This is a genomic window from Pantoea sp. GD03673 (assembly GCF_029844725.1).
In the GTDB taxonomy this organism is placed as follows: domain Bacteria; phylum Pseudomonadota; class Gammaproteobacteria; order Enterobacterales; family Enterobacteriaceae; genus Pantoea.
Map to the genome: position 1 here is coordinate 296,698 of NZ_JAOCKJ010000004.1, position 20,197 is coordinate 316,894.

The 20,197-nt window shown below is 54.5% G+C and carries 20 protein-coding genes and 1 other RNA gene; 8 read left to right on the top strand and 13 right to left on the bottom strand.

Going from position 1 to position 20,197, the window contains the following annotated elements:
• Positions 1 to 123 precede the first annotated feature (123 nt).
• From N5J69_RS09620 to N5J69_RS09630, 3 genes are all read left to right on the top strand, one after another.
• Complete coding sequence (locus N5J69_RS09620; protein ID WP_279769871.1) at positions 124 to 477, top strand: hypothetical protein; 354 nt, start codon at positions 124 to 126, stop codon at positions 475 to 477.
• 147 nt (positions 478 to 624) lie between these two features.
• A complete protein-coding gene (tomB, locus tag N5J69_RS09625) occupies positions 625 to 1,002 on the top strand; it encodes an Hha toxicity modulator TomB (protein WP_279769873.1) in 378 nt (125 codons plus the stop codon).
• Between the two features lie 24 nt (positions 1,003 to 1,026).
• Complete coding sequence (locus tag N5J69_RS09630) at positions 1,027 to 1,242, top strand: HHA domain-containing protein (protein ID WP_279769874.1); 216 nt, start codon at positions 1,027 to 1,029, stop codon at positions 1,240 to 1,242.
• Between the two features lie 138 nt (positions 1,243 to 1,380).
• Here N5J69_RS09630 and ffs read toward each other — a convergent pair.
• An RNA gene (gene ffs, locus N5J69_RS09635) (signal recognition particle sRNA small type) lies at positions 1,381 to 1,477 on the bottom strand.
• Between the two features lie 175 nt (positions 1,478 to 1,652).
• On the opposite strand from ffs, the gene N5J69_RS09640 reads away from it, so the two are divergent.
• On the top strand, positions 1,653 to 1,973 hold the full coding sequence (locus N5J69_RS09640) for an MGMT family protein (RefSeq protein ID WP_279769876.1): 321 nt from the start codon (positions 1,653 to 1,655) through the stop codon (positions 1,971 to 1,973).
• Between the two features lie 31 nt (positions 1,974 to 2,004).
• Here N5J69_RS09640 and N5J69_RS09645 read toward each other — a convergent pair whose 3' ends face one another.
• On the bottom strand, positions 2,005 to 2,562 hold the full coding sequence (locus N5J69_RS09645; RefSeq protein WP_279769878.1) for a YbaY family lipoprotein: 558 nt from the start codon (positions 2,560 to 2,562) through the stop codon (positions 2,005 to 2,007).
• Positions 2,563 to 2,752: 190 nt separating this feature from the next.
• Between N5J69_RS09645 and tesB the strand changes: the two genes are divergently transcribed.
• Positions 2,753 to 3,616 (top strand): acyl-CoA thioesterase II, encoded by an 864-nt coding sequence (tesB, locus tag N5J69_RS09650; protein WP_279769879.1) that lies wholly within the window; start codon positions 2,753 to 2,755, stop codon positions 3,614 to 3,616.
• Between the two features lie 50 nt (positions 3,617 to 3,666).
• Here the strand turns inward: tesB and amtB are convergent, their stop codons facing one another.
• From amtB to N5J69_RS09675, 5 genes are all read right to left on the bottom strand, one after another.
• Positions 3,667 to 4,953, bottom strand: a complete 1,287-nt coding sequence (gene amtB, locus N5J69_RS09655) for an ammonium transporter AmtB (RefSeq protein WP_279769881.1) — start codon at positions 4,951 to 4,953, stop codon at positions 3,667 to 3,669.
• A 33-nt stretch (positions 4,954 to 4,986) separates the two neighbouring features.
• The gene (glnK, locus tag N5J69_RS09660; RefSeq protein WP_003850469.1) at positions 4,987 to 5,325 is read right to left on the bottom strand and encodes a P-II family nitrogen regulator; all 339 of its coding nucleotides are present in this window, start codon (positions 5,323 to 5,325) and stop codon (positions 4,987 to 4,989) included.
• A 257-nt stretch (positions 5,326 to 5,582) separates the two neighbouring features.
• Positions 5,583 to 7,358 carry a SmdB family multidrug efflux ABC transporter permease/ATP-binding protein gene (locus N5J69_RS09665; protein ID WP_279769883.1) on the bottom strand — a complete coding sequence of 592 codons (1,776 nt, stop codon included), beginning with the start codon at positions 7,356 to 7,358 and terminating at the stop codon, positions 5,583 to 5,585.
• Positions 7,351 to 9,120, bottom strand: coding sequence for a SmdA family multidrug ABC transporter permease/ATP-binding protein (locus N5J69_RS09670; RefSeq protein WP_279769884.1), 1,770 nt, complete (start codon positions 9,118 to 9,120; stop codon positions 7,351 to 7,353). The genes N5J69_RS09665 and N5J69_RS09670 overlap by 8 nt, the downstream gene beginning before the upstream one ends.
• Before the next feature lie 24 nt (positions 9,121 to 9,144).
• Entirely contained in the window at positions 9,145 to 9,606 is a 462-nt protein-coding gene (locus N5J69_RS09675) for an Lrp/AsnC family transcriptional regulator (RefSeq protein ID WP_279769886.1), read from the bottom strand.
• A gap of 116 nt (positions 9,607 to 9,722) precedes the next feature.
• Between N5J69_RS09675 and N5J69_RS09680 the strand changes: the two genes are divergently transcribed.
• On the top strand, positions 9,723 to 10,757 hold the full coding sequence (locus tag N5J69_RS09680; protein WP_279769888.1) for a PLP-dependent cysteine synthase family protein: 1,035 nt from the start codon (positions 9,723 to 9,725) through the stop codon (positions 10,755 to 10,757).
• Positions 10,758 to 10,791: 34 nt separating this feature from the next.
• Here N5J69_RS09680 and cof read toward each other — a convergent pair whose 3' ends face one another.
• Positions 10,792 to 11,613 carry an HMP-PP phosphatase gene (cof, locus tag N5J69_RS09685; protein ID WP_279769890.1) on the bottom strand — a complete coding sequence of 274 codons (822 nt, stop codon included), beginning with the start codon at positions 11,611 to 11,613 and terminating at the stop codon, positions 10,792 to 10,794.
• Between the two features lie 92 nt (positions 11,614 to 11,705).
• On the opposite strand from cof, the gene N5J69_RS09690 reads away from it, so the two are divergent.
• Complete coding sequence (locus tag N5J69_RS09690) at positions 11,706 to 13,424, top strand: SgrR family transcriptional regulator (RefSeq protein WP_279769892.1); 1,719 nt, start codon at positions 11,706 to 11,708, stop codon at positions 13,422 to 13,424.
• Between the two features lie 41 nt (positions 13,425 to 13,465).
• Entirely contained in the window at positions 13,466 to 14,161 is a 696-nt protein-coding gene (gene queC / locus N5J69_RS09695) for a 7-cyano-7-deazaguanine synthase QueC (protein ID WP_279769894.1), read from the top strand.
• Positions 14,162 to 14,211: 50 nt separating this feature from the next.
• Here the strand turns inward: queC and N5J69_RS09700 are convergent, their stop codons facing one another.
• From N5J69_RS09700 to lon, 5 genes are all read right to left on the bottom strand, one after another.
• On the bottom strand, positions 14,212 to 14,610 hold the full coding sequence (locus N5J69_RS09700; RefSeq protein WP_279769896.1) for a YbgC/FadM family acyl-CoA thioesterase: 399 nt from the start codon (positions 14,608 to 14,610) through the stop codon (positions 14,212 to 14,214).
• Between the two features lie 100 nt (positions 14,611 to 14,710).
• Positions 14,711 to 15,061: a helix-hairpin-helix domain-containing protein gene (locus N5J69_RS09705; RefSeq protein WP_279769898.1), complete on the bottom strand. Its 351-nt coding sequence runs from the start codon at positions 15,059 to 15,061 to the stop codon at positions 14,711 to 14,713.
• A 140-nt stretch (positions 15,062 to 15,201) separates the two neighbouring features.
• Positions 15,202 to 17,070, bottom strand: coding sequence for a peptidylprolyl isomerase (ppiD, locus tag N5J69_RS09710; RefSeq protein WP_279769900.1), 1,869 nt, complete (start codon positions 17,068 to 17,070; stop codon positions 15,202 to 15,204).
• Positions 17,071 to 17,317: 247 nt separating this feature from the next.
• On the bottom strand, positions 17,318 to 17,590 hold the full coding sequence (gene hupB, locus N5J69_RS09715) for a nucleoid-associated protein HU-beta (protein ID WP_033731763.1): 273 nt from the start codon (positions 17,588 to 17,590) through the stop codon (positions 17,318 to 17,320).
• A 214-nt stretch (positions 17,591 to 17,804) separates the two neighbouring features.
• Complete coding sequence (gene lon, locus N5J69_RS09720) at positions 17,805 to 20,159, bottom strand: endopeptidase La (RefSeq protein ID WP_279769903.1); 2,355 nt, start codon at positions 20,157 to 20,159, stop codon at positions 17,805 to 17,807.
• Positions 20,160 to 20,197 lie beyond the last annotated feature (38 nt).

A 20,197-nucleotide genomic window follows, 5' to 3' on the forward strand; every position in this document is an offset into this window, starting at 1 on the left:
GGGGGCCTGTTCGCTCACGGGGCTGGGGTATCTTATAATCTGACGGTTTTGTGCTCATCTGGCTTGCAAACCAGTTGCAGAAAACCAATGATAGGTTTATTAACAATTATCAGTGGATCAAAGATGCTGTCACGAATTGAATGTGATATTGCTGAAGGCGAATCAGACTGCGCAAAAATAGCAGGGATTGTTCAGCGGAATATTCTCAAAATAACAGATTTGCTGGTGGGCGATTTACGCTGGTATTCACAAAATGCCCGGTTAGTTCCAGGCAGCTTAAAAATTGTTTCCGTTGAATACCGGTCTATGAATAGTTTTAAATTACTTTACGATTTTGACTGGAATCTATTTAGTCCCTGTCAGGATCTAAATGAAACCGTAACGCAATCGGAGCAGGTCAACTTTCACATTAAGCCCGGAGCACTTGAGTTTGATGTGATCGACAATCAGCAACCTTCCCCTGGCGATGAATTGTAATATTTAGTAATGGAGGTGAGCATAACTAATGGTTCTGCACTATCTTTAAGGTATCCCGTTTAATAACTGCCCGAAATATTGCTTCCTGGCCGCGTTATCCCATATCGCCGCCCAGCGGCAACTGTGCTAGCTATGGAGGGGAAAAAGATGGACGAATACTCACCGAAACGGCATGATATTGCCCAGCTTAAATATCTGTGTGAGAGCCTGTTTGACGACAGCATGGCAACATTAACCGACAGCCATCACGGCTGGGTGAATGACCCCACTTCTGAAAGCAATCTACAGCTTAACGATTTGATTGAACACATTGCCTCTTTCACCATGAATTACAAAATTAAGCACGTTGAAGACGAAGCGCTGATTTTGCAAATCGATGAATATCTTGATGATACTTTTATGCTATTCAGCAACTATGGTATCAATAGTCCTGATCTTCAGCGGTGGCAACGTTCAGCAAAACGCTTATTTAATCTGTTCACTGAAGAGTGCGCTTTTCTCCAGCAGCCAAGCCATTCATTATAGTACAGACATGAGAACGGTTTATTTATGAACAAATCCCTGACTAAAACCGATTATTTGATGCGACTGCGGCGTTGCCGCTCACTTGATACCCTGGAAAGGGTGATTGAAAAAAATAAGTATGAATTACCGGAGGATGAATTAGCGGTATTTTACTCCGCAGCTGACCATCGCCTGGCGGAACTGACGATGAACAAGCTCTACGATAAAGTACCAGGTTCAGTATGGAAATTCGTCCGTTAATCTGACGGACTGCTGCTAAGTTATACCCCCTTTTTAGTACCGGATATTCCTGCCTGCCGGCAAAGGATCGGCCCAGGCGGGTTTTGCCTGTCTGCAGTTTCTGGAGGGAGATATTTTATGGGGAGAAAATGGTGGGGGCCCTGCCAGCTACATCCCGGCACACGCGTCACCTGCTGCGGCTGCTTCCTTCCGGATCTGACCGAGTTCACAAGCTAGCATTGCGGGAGAACCAACAGGGCCCCCATTGACAAGCCCTCTTTACGAGAGCGGGGGCATTATCTGGGAAGGAGGGGGCAATTGCAAGCGTAGTCGGGACAACCGTTGTTTTCTTGAACAACCGCCGGGTTGACGCTTTCCCCTTTCCCTCCTCATGCTAAAGTTAACCCCCTTTTTCCTGATGAAATAAGCACATGGATCAACCTGACACTTTCCAGCAGCGCATCTGGCAAATTGTTGCCGCCATTCCCTATGGCAAGGTCACGACCTATGGCGATGTAGCGCGACTGGCCGGTTCGCCACGCGCGGCACGCCAGGTCGGCGGCGTGCTGAGCCGGTTACCCGAAGGCAGCACCCTTCCCTGGCATCGCGTCGTCAATCGTCATGGCACTATCTCACTGCAGGGTGACCGTCTGTTGCGTCAGCGGGATGCACTTGAAGCAGAAGGAATAGCGGTGAGTGATGACGGGCAGCTCGATCTGGCGACGTATCGCTGGCAATTTCTGGCAGGATAAAAGGGGCGACGAAAGTCGCCCCGATAGAGAATTAAATATGGGTTGGTGCCGGAACAGCAGCAGACGGCGTCACCTGCGTCGGTGAAGTCGAAGGCACCGTAGTCGCCGCGCCCGGCTGGGTTGGCATCGCCATTGACGGTACGGGTACCAGTACCAGTTCCGCTTTGGTGCCGCCCTGGTTGATGACCGGCTTCACGCCTTCAGTGACAAAGGCCAGCTTGCCGTCAATTGAGATGGCTGCGCTTAACAGAATGCGCGCGTTGGGCTGGATGTCGGCCGGATTAAATGGCAGGACAAACTGGAACGGCGCCTGTTTGCCTTCGGTACGTACCACGCGCTGAGACAGCACTTTTGATGGTGCGTCGGACACAGAGGCATCAGAGAGCGTCACGGTTAATACCGCATCCGGCGGCAGCGCAATGCGCTGGCGGATAAAGACTGAACCACTTACGTTTGGCTGCGCAATCGCGGCCGTCTGTCCTGCAATTGCAGAACCCAGCGTTGGGGTTGGCACGGGTTTACTCTTGTCGGCGCATCCCGCAACAGCAACCGCCATAACTACCCCACTGAACACATGCCTGAGTTTCATTGATGTCGTCTCCATTTGATCAAAATGATTGTCGGCAGCGAATCCTGCTTACAGCGCTTCACTCGCCGTATGTCCTTAATATTGGCACAAAAACGAAATTTTGCCTGGCAGAGGCAAAGCTGAAAGTCTGATTGACGTCAACTGGTCCGATCTTTCACACTGGGCGGGTCACTATATTGAGGAATGCGCCATGAGTCAGGCACTGCAAAATCTGCTGAATTTATTGAATCTGGAAAAACTGGAAGAGGGTTTATATCGCGGCCAGAGCGAAGATCTGGGACTGCGCCAGGTGTTTGGTGGTCAGGTGGTGGGCCAGGCGCTGTATGCCGCAAAGCAAACCGTCGCGGAAGATCGCATTATTCACTCCTTTCACAGCTACTTTTTGCGGCCCGGCGATAGCCAGAAAGCGATTATCTATGATGTTGAAACGCTGCGTGATGGCAAAAGTTTCAGCGCCCGGCGCGTCAGTGCCATTCAGAATGGCCAGCCGATTTTTTATATGACGGCATCTTTCCAGTCACCGGAAAGCGGATTTGAACATCAGAATCCGATGCCGCAGGTGGCAGGGCCAGAAAACCTGTTAACCGAACAGGCGATGGCACAGAAAATGGCGCACCTGCTGCCAGAAAAGTTACGCGAGAAATTTATTGCTGAACGTCCGCTGGAGATCCGTCCGGTACAGATTCACAACCCGCTTCGCGGGCATGTTGATAAACCTGAGCGCCAGGTCTGGATCCGCGCTACCGGCCCACTGCCCGCCGACCTGCGTATCCATCAGTATCTGCTCGGCTATGCTTCCGACCTCAACTTTCTCCCGGTCGCCCTGCAGCCGCACGGCAAAGGCTTTTTAGAGCCGGACATGCAGGTCGCCACTATCGACCACTCGATGTGGTTCCACCGCCCGTTCGACTTCACTGAATGGCTGCTCTACAGCGTGGTCAGCACCTCCGCTTCTGGCGCACGTGGTTTTGTTCGGGGCGAGTTTTACAATCAGCAGGGCGTGCTGGTGGCCTCAACGGTTCAGGAAGGGGTGATGCGCCAGCGCAGCGAATAAAAAAAGGGGGCGATTGCTCGCCCCCGATGGTTCATTTCAGTATCGGTCCATTACTGGTTGTAAGCATTCTCGCCGTGGCTGTTGACATCCAGACCTTCACGTTCGTGCTCTTCCGGTACGCGCAGTCCCACAATCAGATCGGCCAGCTTGAAGCCGATGAAGGCGACAACGCCTGACCAGACGATTGTCAGGCCCACGCTGAACAGCTGAACCCAGACCTGATGGCCCATGGTGACGCCTTGTGCATAACCCACGCCGCCCAGAGAAGAAGAAGCAAACACGCCAGTCAGGATGCAGCCGACGATGCCGCACACGCCATGCACGCCGAACACATCGCAGGGGTCGTCCACGCGCAGCCATTTTTTCAGGGTGGTGACGCCCCACAGTCCTGCCAGTCCGCCGACCAGACCGATGATCAACGCACCGCCAACGCCAACATAACCACAGGCTGGGGTAATGGCGACCAGACCGGCAATGAAGCCTGAACAGGCACCCAGCAGCGAAGGCTTACCACGTACTGCCCACTCGCCGAAGGTCCATGACAATACCGCACCCGCTGTTGCGACCACGGTGTTAAGGAAAGCCAGCGCTGCGATTTCGTTTGCAGCTGACGCTGAACCGGCGTTAAAGCCGAACCAGCCAACATACAGAATGGCGGTGCCGGTGAAGACCATCGGCAGGTTGTGGGGTTTGAAAGCCTCTTTACCGAAGCCCGCACGTTTGCCGACCAGGTAAGCGCCAACCAGACCTGCCACAGCAGCGTTAATATGCACCACGGTACCGCCAGCAAAGTCCAGTGCGCCATCCTGTGCCAGGAAACCGCCCGCCCAGACCATATGTGCGATAGGTAAATAGGCGAGCGTCAGCCAGACACCGACAAAGATCAGCACCGCAGAGAAACGGATACGTTCTGCAATAGCGCCAACGATCAGGCCTACGGTAATACAGGCAAACGACGCCTGGAATGCTACATGGATATATTGATAGAAGCTGCCCATGACGGCGGTGAGCTGAATGTTTTTCAGCATGGCCCAGCCAAAGCCGCCGAAAAAGGCGTTGCCTTCACTGAAGGCCAGGGAGTAGCCGTAGACCACCCACAAGACGCAAACCAGCGAGAAGGTAACGGCAACCTGCGTCAGCATCGACAGAACGTTTTTGCCGCGAATCAGACCACCATAAAACAGCGCAATACCTGGAATTGACATAAAGAGCACCAGCGCGGTGCAAATCATCATAAATGCGTTATCAGCCTTGTCCGCAACGGCAGGCGCAGCCATCGCGAGTGAGGGTAACAGTGCAAGGCTGGTAAGACCCAGCTTAGTGAAAATTTTATTCATTTTATTCCATCCCATCACAGTACTGAGTCTTAATTACAGAGCGGCTTCGTCGGTCTCGCCGGTACGAATACGGATGACGCGCTGCAGTTCAGCCACGAAAATTTTACCGTCGCCAATTTTGCCGGTGTACGCCGCTTTACTGATGACATCCACGACTTCGTCTAACTGATCGTCGGCGATAGCAATATCAATTTTGACCTTCGGCAGGAAGTTCACGCTGTATTCAGCGCCACGATAGAGCTCTGCATGCCCTTTCTGACGGCCAAAACCTTTCACTTCGGAGACGGTCAGTCCCTGAATGCCGATAGAGGATAAAGCTTCACGTACATCCTCCAGTTTGAATGGCTTAATTACGACGGTAACCAGCTTCATTGGATCCCCTCCAGCGAGTAAATAGGTAACGTTTACGGACACGCAGGGATATAAGCAAAGCCTGTGCCAGAGTGTAAAACTGACCTTAATCAGTGACTCAGGCGAGACGGAGCAAGGAATGCTTCAAACCAGATGCGGAACAGAGAGGGGATGTGACAGAGATCGCAGCAGAAGAGTGCACTCCTTTGGTGCTTCAGGCGTCAAAGGAGTGCATTTATACAGATTATTCTGATAAAGGTGCGCAAAAAAGGTGCAAGTCAGCTTTCAGATGTTACAGCTACGCCCGACGCCAGATCATCACCTGCCTGCTGCAGCTGATACATCTGCCAGTAACGTCCCTGCATCGCCAGCAGCTGCTGATGAGTGCCCTGCTCAACCACACGGCCGCGATGCAGCACCAGAATAGTGTCCGCCTCGATAATCGTTGAGAGACGGTGCGCAATGACCACCAGCGTGCTGTGTTGACGTAGCGTCGTCAGCGTTTGCTGAATGGCCTGCTCGGTGCCGGAGTCAATATTGGCCGTTGCTTCGTCGAGGATCAGTATCTGCGGCAGGTCAACCAGTACCCGGGCCAGCGCCAGAAGCTGCTTTTGTCCGACCGACAGGTTGTTACCCTGCTCGCCCAGCCGGGTATGAATCCCCTCCGGCAGGGCCTGCGCCAGCGTTGCCAGCTGCACCTGTTCCAGCACTTTCCAGACGGCTTCTTCGCTGATATCGCGGCCCAGCCGCACATTCGCCAGCAGCGTATCGGCCAGCACCACCGGATCCTGCTGTACCATCGCAATGCCGCGTCGCAGCACGGCATGACTCAGGTCGCCAAGGGGGCGATCATCAATGCGGATTTCGCCACGCGTCACCGGGTAGTAACCCATCAACAGGTTAGCCAGCGTGCTTTTACCGCTGCCGGTATGCCCCACCAGTGCGACAAACTCACGCGGGGCGACCTCAAGATTAATATCACTGAGCACATCGCGGTTTTCACGGTAAGCAAAGCTGAGATTATTCAGGGAGATACTCCCCGAAGCCAGCGGCTGCTGATCGGCACCATACTGCTGCTGTGCGGCATCCATCAGCTCAAAGATACGCTCGCCTGATACCACCGCCTGCTGCAGCATCGACTGCTGGGTGGTCAGCTCAATCAGCGGCTCATTCAGGCGGCCCAGATAAGTAATGAAGGCATACAGTACCCCCACTTCGAACACGCCGGGCACGGAGAAACTGAACAGGATCAGCAGCCCGCACAGCACCATTGCTGAAAACAGGCTCAACAGCGGACGCAGCAGAAAGCCATCAAGACGCAGCGTTTCCATGCGCGCCAGATAGTGAGAGCGACTCGCTTCGCCCATGCGCTCACCAAAACGCGCCTGCTGACGAAACTGCTGAATCACGCTCATGCCACTGATCACTTCGTTAAAGCCATTGTTGATGTCAGCCAGATAGCTGCGAACCCGGCGGGCGATCGGCGTGCTGAAACGCTGATAGATGAACATGACCGCCAGCACCAGCGGGAAGATCATCATCGCCACCAGCGCCATGCGCCAGTCAAGGCTGAACATCGCCACCATCATGGCACCAACCAGTGCGGCGCTGCGCAGTACGGTTGAAACCACCGTGACGTAGAGATCGCGGATCACCTCGGTGTCGTTCGTAACGCGTGAAATAATCTGCCCAACCGGCTGCGTATCAAAGGCGCTCAGCGGCTGACAAAGCGCGGCAGTCATCACATCGCTGCGTAACCGCTGTACCACACCGATAGCGGCGCGGTTGAACAGCAGCGCCTGCCAGTAGTGCAGCGCGGCGGCCAGCAGCTGAAGCAGGATAAAACTGACCACCAGCCCGGCGACCAGTCCCCAGGGCATCTGATGTTTCGCCACCAGATTGTCGATAAAATAGCTGACCAGCACCGGGCCGGTCACTTCCGCCGCCGCCGCGATCCACAGCATGCCTACCGCCAGCGACAGGGATTTGCGCCAGGGCTTACCGTAACTCAGCAGGCGCTTCAGGGTTGGCCACAAGCGGGCAGACTTAGCCATGCGGCACTCCTTTCTCATTTTCATCATCATCCAGCGCGGCCTCGAGTTGCTGGTAACGGTACATGTCACGATACCAGCCAGCACTGCCGGTCAGCGCGTCGTGATCGCCCCGCTGTGCCACACTGCCCTGCTGCAACACCAGGATTTCACTGGCCTCTGTCAGCGCCGACAGCCGGTGCGCGCTGATAATCAGCGTTTTTCCCTGTCCCCAGATGCGCAGGTTATGCAGGATTTCATGTTCAGTACGGCCATCCACCGCAGAGAGTGCGTCGTCCAGAATCAGGATTTCGGCGTTCAGCAACAGTGCACGGGCAATCGAAAGACGCTGCTTCTGTCCACCCGAAAGCATCACACCCCGCTCCCCGACTTCCGTTTCATAACCCTGCGGCAACCGCAGGATATCGTCATGCACGCAGGCCAGCGTGGCGGCATGTTCAATCTCCTGCTGGGTTGCACCTGGTTTCCCCAGCGCAATGTTGTTCGCCACGCTGTCTGAGAACAGGAACGGTGTCTGGCTGACTACGGCCAGACGACTGCGCCAGCTGTCCAGCCGCAGTTGCGGCAGCGGGATCTGGTGATAACGGATATCCCCCTGCTGAATATCAAAGTGGCGCTGAATCAGGCTCAGTAATGTACTTTTACCACTGCCTGTTGGCCCGCACAGCCCCAGCATTTCACCGGGTTTCAGCTGGAAGCTGACATCGCTTAACACCGGCCCCGCACTGGCCGGATAGTGGAAGGCGCGAATCGCGACCTGCAGCGTGCCCGGATCCGGTGGCAGTGACTTATCGCCATCCTCCACCGCCGGTGCTTCTGCCAGCAGCGCACCGATACGGCTCCAGGCGGCGCTGCCGCGTTCGACAATATTAAACATCCACGCCAGCGCCAGCATCGGCCAGATCATCAGGCCAAGATACATCACAAAGCTGGTGAGCTGCCCCAGCGTCATCTGGTCATGCCACACCAGCCAGCTGCCGCCGCCAATCGCCAGCAGGTTTGAGAAGCCGATAGCGATGTAGATTGTGGGATCGAAGCGGGCATCAACCCGCGCCACGCGCAGGTTTTTTTCACCGGTATCGCGGGCAATCTCCGAAAATTGCTGCGACTGGTGCTGTTCAAGACCAAAGGATTTGATCATCCGAATGCTCGTCAGGCTCTCCTGCGTCTGATCGTTAAGGCTGGAGAAGGCTGCCTGAGCCAGTTTGAAGCGATGATGCAGCTGATTACCGTAGCGATGGATGACGATCGCCATAATGGGCATCGGCACCAGCGCAAGTAGCGTCAGCTGCCAGCTGATCTGCGTACTCATCACCAGCAGCACCACGCAGCCCATCACCAGCGAGTCGACCAGCGTCAGCACCCCTTCCCCGGCCGCAAACACCACCCGATCCACATCGTTGGTGGCGCGCGCAATCAGGTCACCCGTGCGGTGACGCAGGTAAAATGCAGGTTGCTGACGACTCAGCTGGCGATAAAAATCTTCGCGCAGCTCAACCGCCAGCTGGTAGGAAGCCCCAAACAGCAGCACACGCCAGACATAGCGCAGCAGATAGACCACCACTGCAGTTGCCAGCATGATACCAATCCACATCAGGATGCGGCTGGTACTCATGTTGTCACGTGTTACACCATCGACAATCACGCCGACGACATGCGGCGGCAGCAACTGCAGAACAGCAATAACAATCAGCAGGATGACCGCGCCCAGGTAGCGCCGCCACTCCCGCAGAAAATACCAACTTAATTGACTGAATAATCGCACAACGCTGCTCTCAATCTCAGGCCCTCAGGGGGCGACAGGTAAAGCCGTGGTGTATTTAATCTCTTCCATGGCGAAGCTGGATGTCACATCAATCAGGCCGGGCACACCGTTCACTAATCGCTTGTAGAAAGCATCATAGCTTTTCATATCGGCCACCTGAATCCGCAGCAGATAATCATATTCGCCTGCCATGCGGTAAAAGGCCATCACCTCCGGCATGCTGTTGACCACCGAAACAAATGTCTGATACCAGTCGCGGCTGTGCTGCTGGGTTTTCACAAACATAAACGCCGTGAGTGACAGTCCGATTTTGTCCCCGTCCAGCAACGCCACCCGCGCGCGAATAATGCCATCATCTTCCAGTTTTTTCAGGCGCTTCCAGCAGGGTGTGGTGGTGAGATTGACGGCATCTGCCAGTGTCTGCAGCGACAGCGTACAATCCTGCTGCAGCAGTGCGAGCAATTTAAGGTCAGTTTTATCTAACATTGGGGACTCCGGGAGAATCATTTTCTCCATTACCGCGATTTTAGCGGTATTTTTGCAATCTCTTTTTCCTGCACGTGCCATAAAATAGCCGCACGACGTTTTACCGGATGATTAAGATGCAGACCTGCTGGATTCGCCACGCCATCAACGAAATTAACGCTGATTTTCAACGATCGGCTGAAACCCATTTGATCCGTTTCGATCTGGCGGACTTTCCCGGCATCTGGTTTTACCTGAAAGATGAAAGCACCCATCCCAGTGGCAGCCTTAAACATCGGCTGGCTCGGTCCCTGTTCCTCTACGGTCTCTCCAACGGCTGGATTAAACAGGATACGCCGATTATTGAAGCCTCGTCAGGCAGCACTGCCGTTTCTGAGGCGTACTTCGCAAGGCTACTGGGCCTGCCCTTTATTGCGGTAATGCCGGCCAGTACGGCGAGGCGCAAAATTGAACAGATCACCTTTTATGGCGGACAGTGCCATTTTGTGGAGGATCATTGCCAGCTCTATGCTGAGTCTGAACGGCTGGCGCGTGAGCTGAATGGCCATTTTATGGATCAGTTTACCTACGCTGAACGTGCTACCGACTGGCGCGGCAATAACAATATTGCTGAGAGCATTTTCCGTCAGATGCAGCATGAACCTCATCCGATTCCCCATACGGTCATTATGAGTGCGGGCACTGGCGGCACCTCAGCAACGCTGGGCCGTTATATTCGTTATCAGGGTCTGGAAACGAAACTGCTGGTGGTGGATCCGCAGCATTCGGTGTTTTTCGATTACTGGCAGCAGCGTGATGCAACCCTCACCAGCACACGCGGCAGCATGATCGAGGGGATTGGTCGTCCGCGGGTGGAGCCCTCTTTTATGCCTGACGTCATTGATGAAATGATCAAAGTGCCAGATGGTGCGACGCTCGCCGCCATGCTGAAGCTGGAAAACATTCTGGGACGCAAGCCGGGTGCCTCTACCGGCACCAATTTCTGGGGTATGATGCAGGTGGCGAAACGCTTACGGGCAGCGAATCAGCAGGGAGCACTGGTAACATTATTGTGCGACAGCGGCGAACGTTATCCCGATAGCTACTATCAGCCGGAGTGGGTGGCAAAATATATCGGCGATATCACGCCGTGGCAGCGCGAGCTGGAGTAAAAAACCGGACATCCTGTCCGGCTCACGGCAATCCTCAGCATTCGGGGGAATACGCGAGGTCGGGTGTGGCAAGCCAGTGATTCAAATAGTGAGACACCGCCTGTGTCTCGCAATGCCCTAATACCGGCAGATGCGGCAGCGCGGCTTTCAGCTGCGCCATCGCATTGCCCATGATGAACCCCTGTCCAGCCTGCGACAGCATCTCTCTGTCATTCATTGCATCGCCGAACGCCATGCACTCTGCCATCGTCAGCGAAAGATGTTCACACAACAGCGCCAGCGCGCTGCCTTTATTACAGTGTGCGGGCAACACCTCCAGACAATCCACGGCAGAAAAGCAGATATTCGCCTGCTCACCCAGTGCGGCATCCAGCTCTGTTTTTAGCTGACACAGGCGCTGGTGCTCATCGATAAAGCAGATTTTTGTCACCTGACGCGCGGGCAGCCTTTTCAGATCGCACAGCTGATAGCCAAATCCGCTCATCTGATGGGCTTTCAGCAGTTCAGGCTGATCGCGATCGGTAAACCATCCCTGATCGTTGAAAATGTGGATCGAGGCGGATGTCTTCCCGTTGCGATGGATGACCTCTTCAGCCACAGCAGCAGGCAGATCACGCGCAAAGATCAGGTTGCCGGAGCGATCGTGTACGCGCGTGCCATTGCCGGTAATCAGCCACGCGGGCAGGATTAACTTTTCACGTAAAATCTGCATCTCCAGCAGATGGCGACCCGTCGCCAGTGCCAGATTAACCCCGCGCAGATGCAGCGCCTGCAGGCTATCCAGCGTCTGCTGACCCAGCTGATGATTTGGCAGCAATAGGGTGCCATCCATATCGAATGCGGCTAAACGCACCATGGTTTACCTCCTGCTGAAAAGATGCGCTTACTATTGCCTGTTAATTGCGGAACTAATAGTGAATACTTTAAAAAAAGTGTTCCGGGTTTAACATGCGCCAGCTAAACCGCCTTAATCAGTTTCAGCGTCTGTGGCAGCAGAGCCAGGGCGCGCCTCAGCAGACCTGTGTGGCAGAAATGGCACGCCACTGCATCTGCAGCGAGCGTCATCTCCGCACGCTGCTGTCACAATGGCAGCATGCAGGCTGGCTCAGCTGGCATGGCGAACCAGGCCGTGGCAAACAGGGACACCTGGCGTTTCTGCTTACGCCTGAACAGTTACGACAGCAGTTGCTGCAACAGCAGCTTGATGCCGGAGAGGCAGCTGACGCTTTACAGCTGCTGGATCTGCCGCCGGAAAGGCTCATCAATATGCTGCGACCGTTGATGGGCGGACAGTGGCAGAATGACACCCCGGTTCTGCGCATTCCTTATTACCGCCCGATGGAGAGTGCGCAACCTCGCCAGATCACCGGACGGGCTGAACAACACCTGGTTCGCCAGCTCTATTCCGGCCTGACCCGTTTCGAACAGGATGAACCGGTCGGCGATCTGGCGCATCACTGGCAGCATGATGAAGCGTCATGCAGCTGGCTATTCTGGTTGCGCCCCCAGCTGATGTGGCACAACGACGAGCCGGTTCAGGCTGAACAACTGGTGGCGCAGTTTCGCCAGCTGCTGCAGGATACGCGTGTCAGAGTATTGCTTGCTGATGTGATCAGCGTGGATGCCCCCCACCCGTTAGCGCTGCGGTTTAACCTGCAACGGCCTGATTTCTGGCTGCCTCACCGCCTTGCTCATCTGTTGTGCCTGTTGCCCCATCCTGATGACCCGGCTACAGGCAGCGGGCCGTGGAAACTGCGGCACTTCAGCGCTGAGCTGGTCAGGATTGAAAGTCACGCGCGCTGGCATCTGCAGCGTCCGCTGCTACAGGCGGTGGAGTACTGGATTACCCCGCAGCTTTTTGACCCCAGCCTGGGCAGCAGCTGTCGCCATCCGGTGCAGATTGCGATTGGCGATGTCGCAGAGCTCAGGACATTACAACCCGTCAGCAGCAGCATCAGTCTCGGCTTCTGTTATCTGGTCTGTCGGCCACGAGCCGGTTTTACATCCGGGCAGGCGCGCACGCTTTTCCAGCTGATTCAGCAAAGCGGCATCGTCAGCCGGTTACCCCTGGACGAGGGATTAATCACCCCCAGCAAAGAGCTGTTACCCGGCTGGACTGTGCCGCAGATTGATAGCCCCCCGGTGCGCTTGCCAGCAACGCTGACGCTGCATTATCAGTTGCCGGTTGAACTGCATCAGATGTCACAGGCGCTGGTCGCCCTGTTAAAACAGCACGGCTGTAGTCTGAACGTTGTTTTTCACCCGGTAAAAAGCTGGCACCGCATCGATCCGCCTGATGAGGCCGATATCGTGATGGGGGACAGGCTGATTGGCGATGCGCCGGTTTTCACCCTGGCCAGCTGGTTACAGAGTGACCCGCTATGGCGACCGTTGTGGCCCACACCTGAAGGGGAAGAAGTCCAGGCGAAACTGCTGCGTATCCAGCAAATAGCCGACGGCGACCGTCGAACCCGTGCGCTGCAGCAGCTTTATCATCAACTGATGAGCGACGGTATCCTGCTGCCCCTCTTTAATTATCGCTACCAGATTTATGCCCCCCCTGCGGTTGAAGGAATTGAACTGAACACGCTGGGCTGGTTTGATTTCAGCCGCGCATGGATTCCGCCGCCCATTGATCCGCCAGGCAGCTGTTCAGCAGCGGACTAAGGCATTACCATAAGCACAAAATTAATGATCAGGAAAACACCATGAAACGCGCTGTTGTAGTTTTCAGCGGTGGACAAGACTCCACTACCTGCCTGATTCAGGCTTTACAGCTTTATGATGAAGTCCACTGCGTCACTTTTGACTATGGACAACGCCACCGGGAAGAGATCGAGGTGGCCCGCGATCTGGCGATTACCCTGGGTGCGCGTGCGCATAAAGTGCTGGACGTGACCATGCTGAACGAACTCGCCGTCAGCAGCCTGACGCGGGATAATATTCCGGTGCCGGCTTACAATCCTGAGGCCAGTGGATTACCCAGCACTTTCGTACCGGGACGGAATATTCTCTTTCTGACGCTGGCCTCGGTTTACGCCTATCAGGTAGAAGCGGAAGCGGTCATCACCGGCGTCTGCGAAACCGACTTTTCTGGCTATCCCGATTGCCGCGATGAGTTTGTTAAAGCGCTGAACCACGCGGTGTCACTTGGCATGGCGCGTGATGTCCGTTTTGAGACGCCGCTGATGTGGCTCAATAAAGCGGAAACCTGGGCACTGGCCGATTACTGGCAGCAACTTGCACTGGTACGCGAGCAGACGCTGACCTGCTATAACGGTGTGAAAGGTGATGGATGTGGTGAGTGTGCTGCCTGTCATTTACGCGCCAAGGGCTTACAGGGTTATCTCAACGATCGCACTGCCGTCATGGCAGCGATGAAAGCGAAGAGCGGCCTTAACTAAGGCTGCCAGCGTGGCGGCAAAGTCATCCGGTTTGCCGCCTTTCTATCAGCTCATACCATCAGGCGCATCAGCCGCTCACGTAACGCCCCTTCCAGCGCAACTGCCTTCTGGGTCCGCAAATCAATACAGACAAATGTGAGGGCGGCATCGGCCACCACGGTCTCCTGGCCCGCCAGCAAAACCCGCTGGGCAATGATGCCGCTTCTGCCATTTAACTGCGTAATCTCACTGTCGATACTCAGTACGTCGCCCAGTACTGCCGGGCGACGGTAATTGATGTTGATGTTGACCACCACAAAAGCCAGTTTCTGTTCCTGCAACCAGTGGAAGGCCTCAACCTCTTCCAGCCATTGCCAGCGAGCCTCCTCAAGAAACTCAAGATAGCGCGCATTGTTGACGTGCTGATAGACATCCAGATGATAGCCGCGCACTTTTATGGTGGTCTGCATGTTCATGCTCTCCTGCTGCTGTGAGTTAACTGGTTGGACCTGTTCACTTTAGCAGAGTCGTCTGTTTATCGTGGGTTAAGCATCACAGATGTGTACTGCTTCACAATTTCAGCCGGGCCGCATTTCGCTCTATCAGCGCATTGCCGATGCCTGGCACTTCACTGAGTTGCTGAACCGCGCTAAAGGGTCCGTACTGATCGCGGTAGTTCACAATCGCCTGTGCTTTTTTCAGCCCTACGCCATTCATGGCGGCAGAGAGCTCTTCCGCTGTCGCTTCATTAATGCTGACCTGCTCCTGCAGAGGCGGCACGGCTGCCGCCGGCTTCGACGCAGGTGAGCTCTGCGAGACAGCTGAACTGGCAGGTTCAGGTGCCGCAGAGACGCTGCTGTGACAGAGTGCGCCGCCCAGCGCGAGCGAGAGATAAAAGGCAATGAGTTTAGGTTTAGCCATGCTGTGTTTCTCCTTGTGTGTAAACAGCAACGACAGAGTGGCACTACGGCGTAAAAGGCTCAAAAGCGGGATTACAGAAATGGAAAAGGCCGCGAATGCGGCCTTTGATTGTTACAGTCGTTGCGTAAATTTTGCGAGGCTTACTGCATTTGTGCGGCAGCGCCGTACTTAATTTTGGCCTCTTTACGCAGGTTTTGCAGTAACGCTTCAAACGTCAGCTGCGCATTATTCTGCGTGACGCCTTTGATCATCTCGTCAATCTGCGCCTGCGGCATGCTGCCAGTTTTCACTTTATCAACGGCCACCAGCACCACATTGCCCTGCATATCTTCGCTGACACCCCATGAAGGCTTGTTGTCTGCAGGCTGAGGGAGATTAAAGGCGGCCTGTGCTACCGGATCCTGCGCATTGCGGTCAACGGTTTTGCTGGCGCTCAGCGTCAGGCCTGCCGCAGCCAGTGCATCCTGCTTGCCAGCCTTGAGATCGGCCAGCAGTTTATCGGCCTGTGCTTTAGCCTGCTGCGTCGCTTTGTCATGCTTCAGCGTATCCGTAATTTGCGCTTTAACCTGCTCCAGCGGTTTTACCGCTTCCGGTTTGTGCTCGCTGATACGCAGTACAAAGGCACGGTCGCCATCGACAGTGATGATATCGGAGTTGTTGCCCGGTGCACCGTTTTGACCGACCAGACCACCGTTGAAGATCGCCTGCTTCACCGCATCAAAGTTAAGTGCGTCTGGCAGCGTGTCCTGACTGAACCAGCCGGTCTCTTTCGCTTTCAGACCAGACGCCTGCTCGGCACCTGCCAGTGACTCATTGTCATTGCTGGCCGCTTCGCTGACTTTCTGTTGCAGTTTGTAGAAGGCATCAACGCCCTTCTCCTGTTTCACTTTCGCTGCAACAGTCGTGCGAACCTCATCCAGTGGCTTAACCTGTTCTGGCTGAATATCGTCGAGACGAACAACCAGGAAGCCCACTGAAGATTTGATCACGCCTGACATCTGGCCTTTTTCAGTCAGACCCGCATTTTTCAGCTCATCGGGCGTCGTTGACGGTTCCAGCCAGCCCATATCCCCGCCCTTACGCGCAGAGATAGGGTCGATTGATTTGGCTTTCGCCACATCCGCAAAGCTGGCGCCACCTTTCAGCTGAGCCAGTACCGCATTGGCATCCGCTTCAGTTTTAGTCTGAATGACGCTGTAGCGATTACGCTGTGGTTGCGAATAGTCTGCTTTATGCTGGTCGTACCAGGCCTGAACATCTGCTTCGCTGGCATCCTGCTGCATGCTGGCGGCATCCATCAGGATGTAGCTGACGCGGAACTGTTCCGGTGCCATAAAGCTGCTTTTATGCTGCTGATAATACTGGCTGATTTCGTCATCGGTGACGGTTTGTTTCGCCGCCAGGGCATTAACGTCCAGCGTCGCCTGACGAATATCACGCTGCTGTGAAACCAGGTCCACCAGTTTGCTGGCTTCGCCTTTCAGCGTGAAGTCGGTGTTCGCCACGGCATTGATCAGCTGCTGATTAGAGAGTTGCTTACGCAGCGCTTCGGCATACTGGTCTGCGCTGAAACGCATGTTGCCGATCACCGCCAGATATTTAGCATTGTCGAATTTGCCGTTGGTCTGGAAAGCCTGCTGTTCGAAGATAGCCTGCTTAACCTGATCATCACTGATACTGAGGTGAAGATCTTTGATGTAGCTGTCGAGCAGCGCCTGATCGATTAACTGCGACAGCGCCTGCTGACGGATCTGCTGCATGTAGCCATCGTTGCTGGCCAGTTGAGAGAACTGGTCGCCCAGCATCTGCTGCTGACGACTGCGCTCACTGTTGAATGCCTGCTCCAGCTGTCCCCGGCTAATCTCCTGACCGTTAACTTTGGCCGCATAATCGTTATTGCCGCCAATCAGATAGTTGCCAACGCCTGTCAGCACAAAGGAGACGATAATCAGTCCCAGAATAATCTTGAGCACGACATGGTTCGACGCCGCGCGTAAATTGTCCATCATGGTATGGCAACACTCCGCTGTAGTGTGAATGTAAAGCCCGGTCGCAATTCGCCACTGGCTGGCGACTCACGCAACTGCTGGCTTAGCTGGCAGTCTCAATCCGGTCCAGGTCCATCTTACGGCCCGATTCGCACCGGTTAAAACAAAAAAGGCACATCTCATTGATGTGCCCGTATGTTACATGAGAACGGGTTAATCGTCCTCTAATCCACTGAAGAAAATGCGTCAATGAATCTATTCGTTGTTATTAATTGACAGCGTCTTTCAATGCTTTACCCGCGCGGAAACCGGGTACTTTACCGGCCGGGATGGTGATCTCTTTACCGGTTTGCGGGTTGCGGCCGGTACGTGCAGCGCGGTCACGTACAGAGAATGTGCCGAAGCCGACCAGAGCCACTTCATCACCCTCTTTCAGAGCATCTGAAACTGAGCCCATAAATGCATCTAAAACACGTCCTGCTGCAGCTTTAGAAATATCAGCATCGGCAGCAATTTTGTCGATCAATTGTGACTTATTCACTCTCTTCATCCCCTCTTTTATTATTTCACATCGTACCGGGCTTCCGGCCGGGTACGAACGCGCAGCAAGTTATATCAAGCCTGTGGAGCCGAAACAACGGAATTTCTCTGAGAACGTCGCGTCGACAGCCACCTAAATTAGCGGCACAAAAAAAAGCTGGCAAGCGCCAATTGCCTTGCCAGCTCCGCTTTTTAACGGTTTATGCCGTTAATCACTATTTTGCTGTTGCGACCTGCATGCCGTAAGGCGCATTTTCCAGTGCCAGATTCAGCACCTCTTCAATGCGTTTCACCGGATGGATTTCCAGGTCGGCAATCACGTTCTGTGGAATTTCTTCCAGGTCGCGCTTGTTGTCGTCCGGGATCAGCACGGTTTTGATGCCACCACGGTGCGCTGCCAGCAGTTTCTCTTTCAGCCCGCCAATCGGCAGTACCTGACCACGCAGGGTGATCTCACCGGTCATGGCGACATCCGCACGCACCGGGTTACCGGTCAGACAGGAAACCAGCGCGGTACACATCGCGATACCGGCACTTGGACCATCTTTCGGTGTGGCACCTTCTGGCACGTGAACGTGAATATCACGTTTTTCGTAGAAGTCGCCATTGATGCCCAGCTTCTCGGCACGGGCACGCACCACGGTCAGCGCAGCCTGAATCGACTCCTGCATCACTTCACCCAGAGAACCGGTGTAAGTCAGCTTGCCTTTACCCGGCACGCAGGCGGTTTCGATGGTCAGCAGATCGCCGCCCACTTCCGTCCACGCCAGTCCCGTCACCTGACCAACACGGTTTTCACTGTCAGCACGGCCATAGTCAAAGCGCTGTACGCCCAGGAAGTCCTTGAGGTTTTCGCCATTGATGGTGATGTGCTTTTTCGTCTTATCCATCAGCAGTGATTTCACCGCCTTACGGCATAATTTCGACAGCTCACGCTCAAGGCTACGCACCCCGGCTTCACGGGTGTAGTAACGAATAATGCCGATGATCGCACTGTCTTCAACCGTAATTTCGCTGGCTTTCAGGGCATTGCGTTCAATCTGCTTGGTCAGCAGATGCTGCTTAGCGATATTCAGTTTTTCATCTTCGGTATATCCCGAAAGACGAATCACTTCCATACGGTCCAGCAGCGGTGCCGGGATGTTCATTGAGTTCGACGTTGCTACAAACATCACATCAGAGAGGTCATAGTCGACTTCCAGATAGTGATCGTTGAACGCAATGTTCTGCTCAGGATCAAGCACTTCCAGCAGCGCTGACGCAGGATCGCCGCGCATGTCCGAGGACATCTTGTCGATTTCATCCAGCAGGAACAGCGGGTTTTTAACCCCGACTTTCGCCATTTTCTGGATTAATTTACCCGGCATGGAGCCGATGTAGGTACGACGGTGACCGCGGATTTCTGCTTCATCACGCACGCCACCCAGCGCCATACGCACATATTTACGTCCGGTCGCTTTGGCGATCGACTGACCGAGGGACGTTTTACCTACCCCTGGCGGTCCGACCAGGCAGAGAATCGGCCCTTTAATTTTGCTGACACGGCTCTGAACCGCAAGATACTCAAGAATACGATCCTTCACGCGCTCAAGGCCGTAATGGTCGGTATCCAGCGTCTCCTGCGCTTTAAGCAGATCTTTCTTCACTTTGCTGCGCGCGTTCCACGGAACCTGCACCATCCAGTCGATGTAGCCGCGAACGACGGTCGCTTCAGCGGACATCGGGGACATCATTTTCAGCTTCTGCAGCTCAGCTTCCGCTTTCTCACGCGCTTCTTCCGGCATTTTTGCCGCGTCGATTTTGCGTTTTAACGCTTCGTACTCGTCAGGCGCATCGTCCATCTCGCCCAGCTCTTTCTGAATCGCCTTCATCTGCTCATTCAGATAGTACTCGCGCTGGCTCTTCTCCATCTGCTTCTTAACACGGTTTCGAATGCGCTTCTCAACCTGCAGCAGATCGATTTCAGATTCCATCATCGCCATCAGATATTCCAGACGCTCGTTGACGTCGGACATCTCCAGCACAGACTGTTTGTCTGCCAGTTTCAGTGGCATATGTGCTGCAACGGTGTCGGCAAGGCGAGCCGCATCGTCAATGTTGTTCAGCGAGGTTAAAACCTCAGGTGGGATCTTTTTATTGAGTTTGATATAGCCTTCAAACTGATTGATCGCCGTGCGCACCAGAACTTCCTGCTCGCGCTCTTCAATCTCTGGCGAAACCAGATATTCAGCTTGTGCCACAAAATGGTCACCGTTGTCGGCCAGCGTCGTAATATGGGCGCGCTGTAAACCTTCAACCAGGACTTTGACAGTGCCATCCGGCAGTTTCAGCATCTGCAGGACTGATGCAACGGTCCCTACTGAAAAGAGATCGTTAATGCCAGGTTCATCCGTTGAAGCCTCTTTCTGTGCGACCAGCATGATTTTTTTATCATGATCCATTGCGGCTTCAAGGCACCGAATTGATTTTTCCCGGCCAACAAACAACGGAATTACCATGTGCGGATAAACCACCACGTCGCGCAGCGGCAACACGGGGATTTCAATGCGTTCAGAACGCTCAGGATTCATAGAGCTCTCTCTTTGTTTAATGTCCGCCAGGTGATGGG

Coding starts and splice junctions, on each gene's coding strand:
- N5J69_RS09705 (WP_279769898.1), bottom strand. CDS start 15,061: ATGGCTAAACCTAAACTCATTGCCTTTTATCTCTCGCTCGCGCTGGGC.
- N5J69_RS09700 (WP_279769896.1), bottom strand. CDS start 14,610: ATGCAGACCACCATAAAAGTGCGCGGCTATCATCTGGATGTCTATCAG.
- amtB (WP_279769881.1), bottom strand. CDS start 4,953: ATGAATAAAATTTTCACTAAGCTGGGTCTTACCAGCCTTGCACTGTTA.
- queC (WP_279769894.1), top strand. CDS start 13,466: ATGAAACGCGCTGTTGTAGTTTTCAGCGGTGGACAAGACTCCACTACC.
- ppiD (WP_279769900.1), bottom strand. CDS start 17,070: ATGATGGACAATTTACGCGCGGCGTCGAACCATGTCGTGCTCAAGATT.
- tomB (WP_279769873.1), top strand. CDS start 625: ATGGACGAATACTCACCGAAACGGCATGATATTGCCCAGCTTAAATAT.
- lon (WP_279769903.1), bottom strand. CDS start 20,159: ATGAATCCTGAGCGTTCTGAACGCATTGAAATCCCCGTGTTGCCGCTG.
- glnK (WP_003850469.1), bottom strand. CDS start 5,325: ATGAAGCTGGTTACCGTCGTAATTAAGCCATTCAAACTGGAGGATGTA.
- N5J69_RS09620 (WP_279769871.1), top strand. CDS start 124: ATGCTGTCACGAATTGAATGTGATATTGCTGAAGGCGAATCAGACTGC.
- N5J69_RS09665 (WP_279769883.1), bottom strand. CDS start 7,358: ATGGCTAAGTCTGCCCGCTTGTGGCCAACCCTGAAGCGCCTGCTGAGT.
- N5J69_RS09680 (WP_279769888.1), top strand. CDS start 9,723: ATGCAGACCTGCTGGATTCGCCACGCCATCAACGAAATTAACGCTGAT.
- N5J69_RS09640 (WP_279769876.1), top strand. CDS start 1,653: ATGGATCAACCTGACACTTTCCAGCAGCGCATCTGGCAAATTGTTGCC.
- cof (WP_279769890.1), bottom strand. CDS start 11,613: ATGGTGCGTTTAGCCGCATTCGATATGGATGGCACCCTATTGCTGCCA.
- N5J69_RS09690 (WP_279769892.1), top strand. CDS start 11,706: ATGCGCCAGCTAAACCGCCTTAATCAGTTTCAGCGTCTGTGGCAGCAG.
- tesB (WP_279769879.1), top strand. CDS start 2,753: ATGAGTCAGGCACTGCAAAATCTGCTGAATTTATTGAATCTGGAAAAA.
- N5J69_RS09630 (WP_279769874.1), top strand. CDS start 1,027: ATGAACAAATCCCTGACTAAAACCGATTATTTGATGCGACTGCGGCGT.
- N5J69_RS09645 (WP_279769878.1), bottom strand. CDS start 2,562: ATGAAACTCAGGCATGTGTTCAGTGGGGTAGTTATGGCGGTTGCTGTT.
- N5J69_RS09675 (WP_279769886.1), bottom strand. CDS start 9,606: ATGTTAGATAAAACTGACCTTAAATTGCTCGCACTGCTGCAGCAGGAT.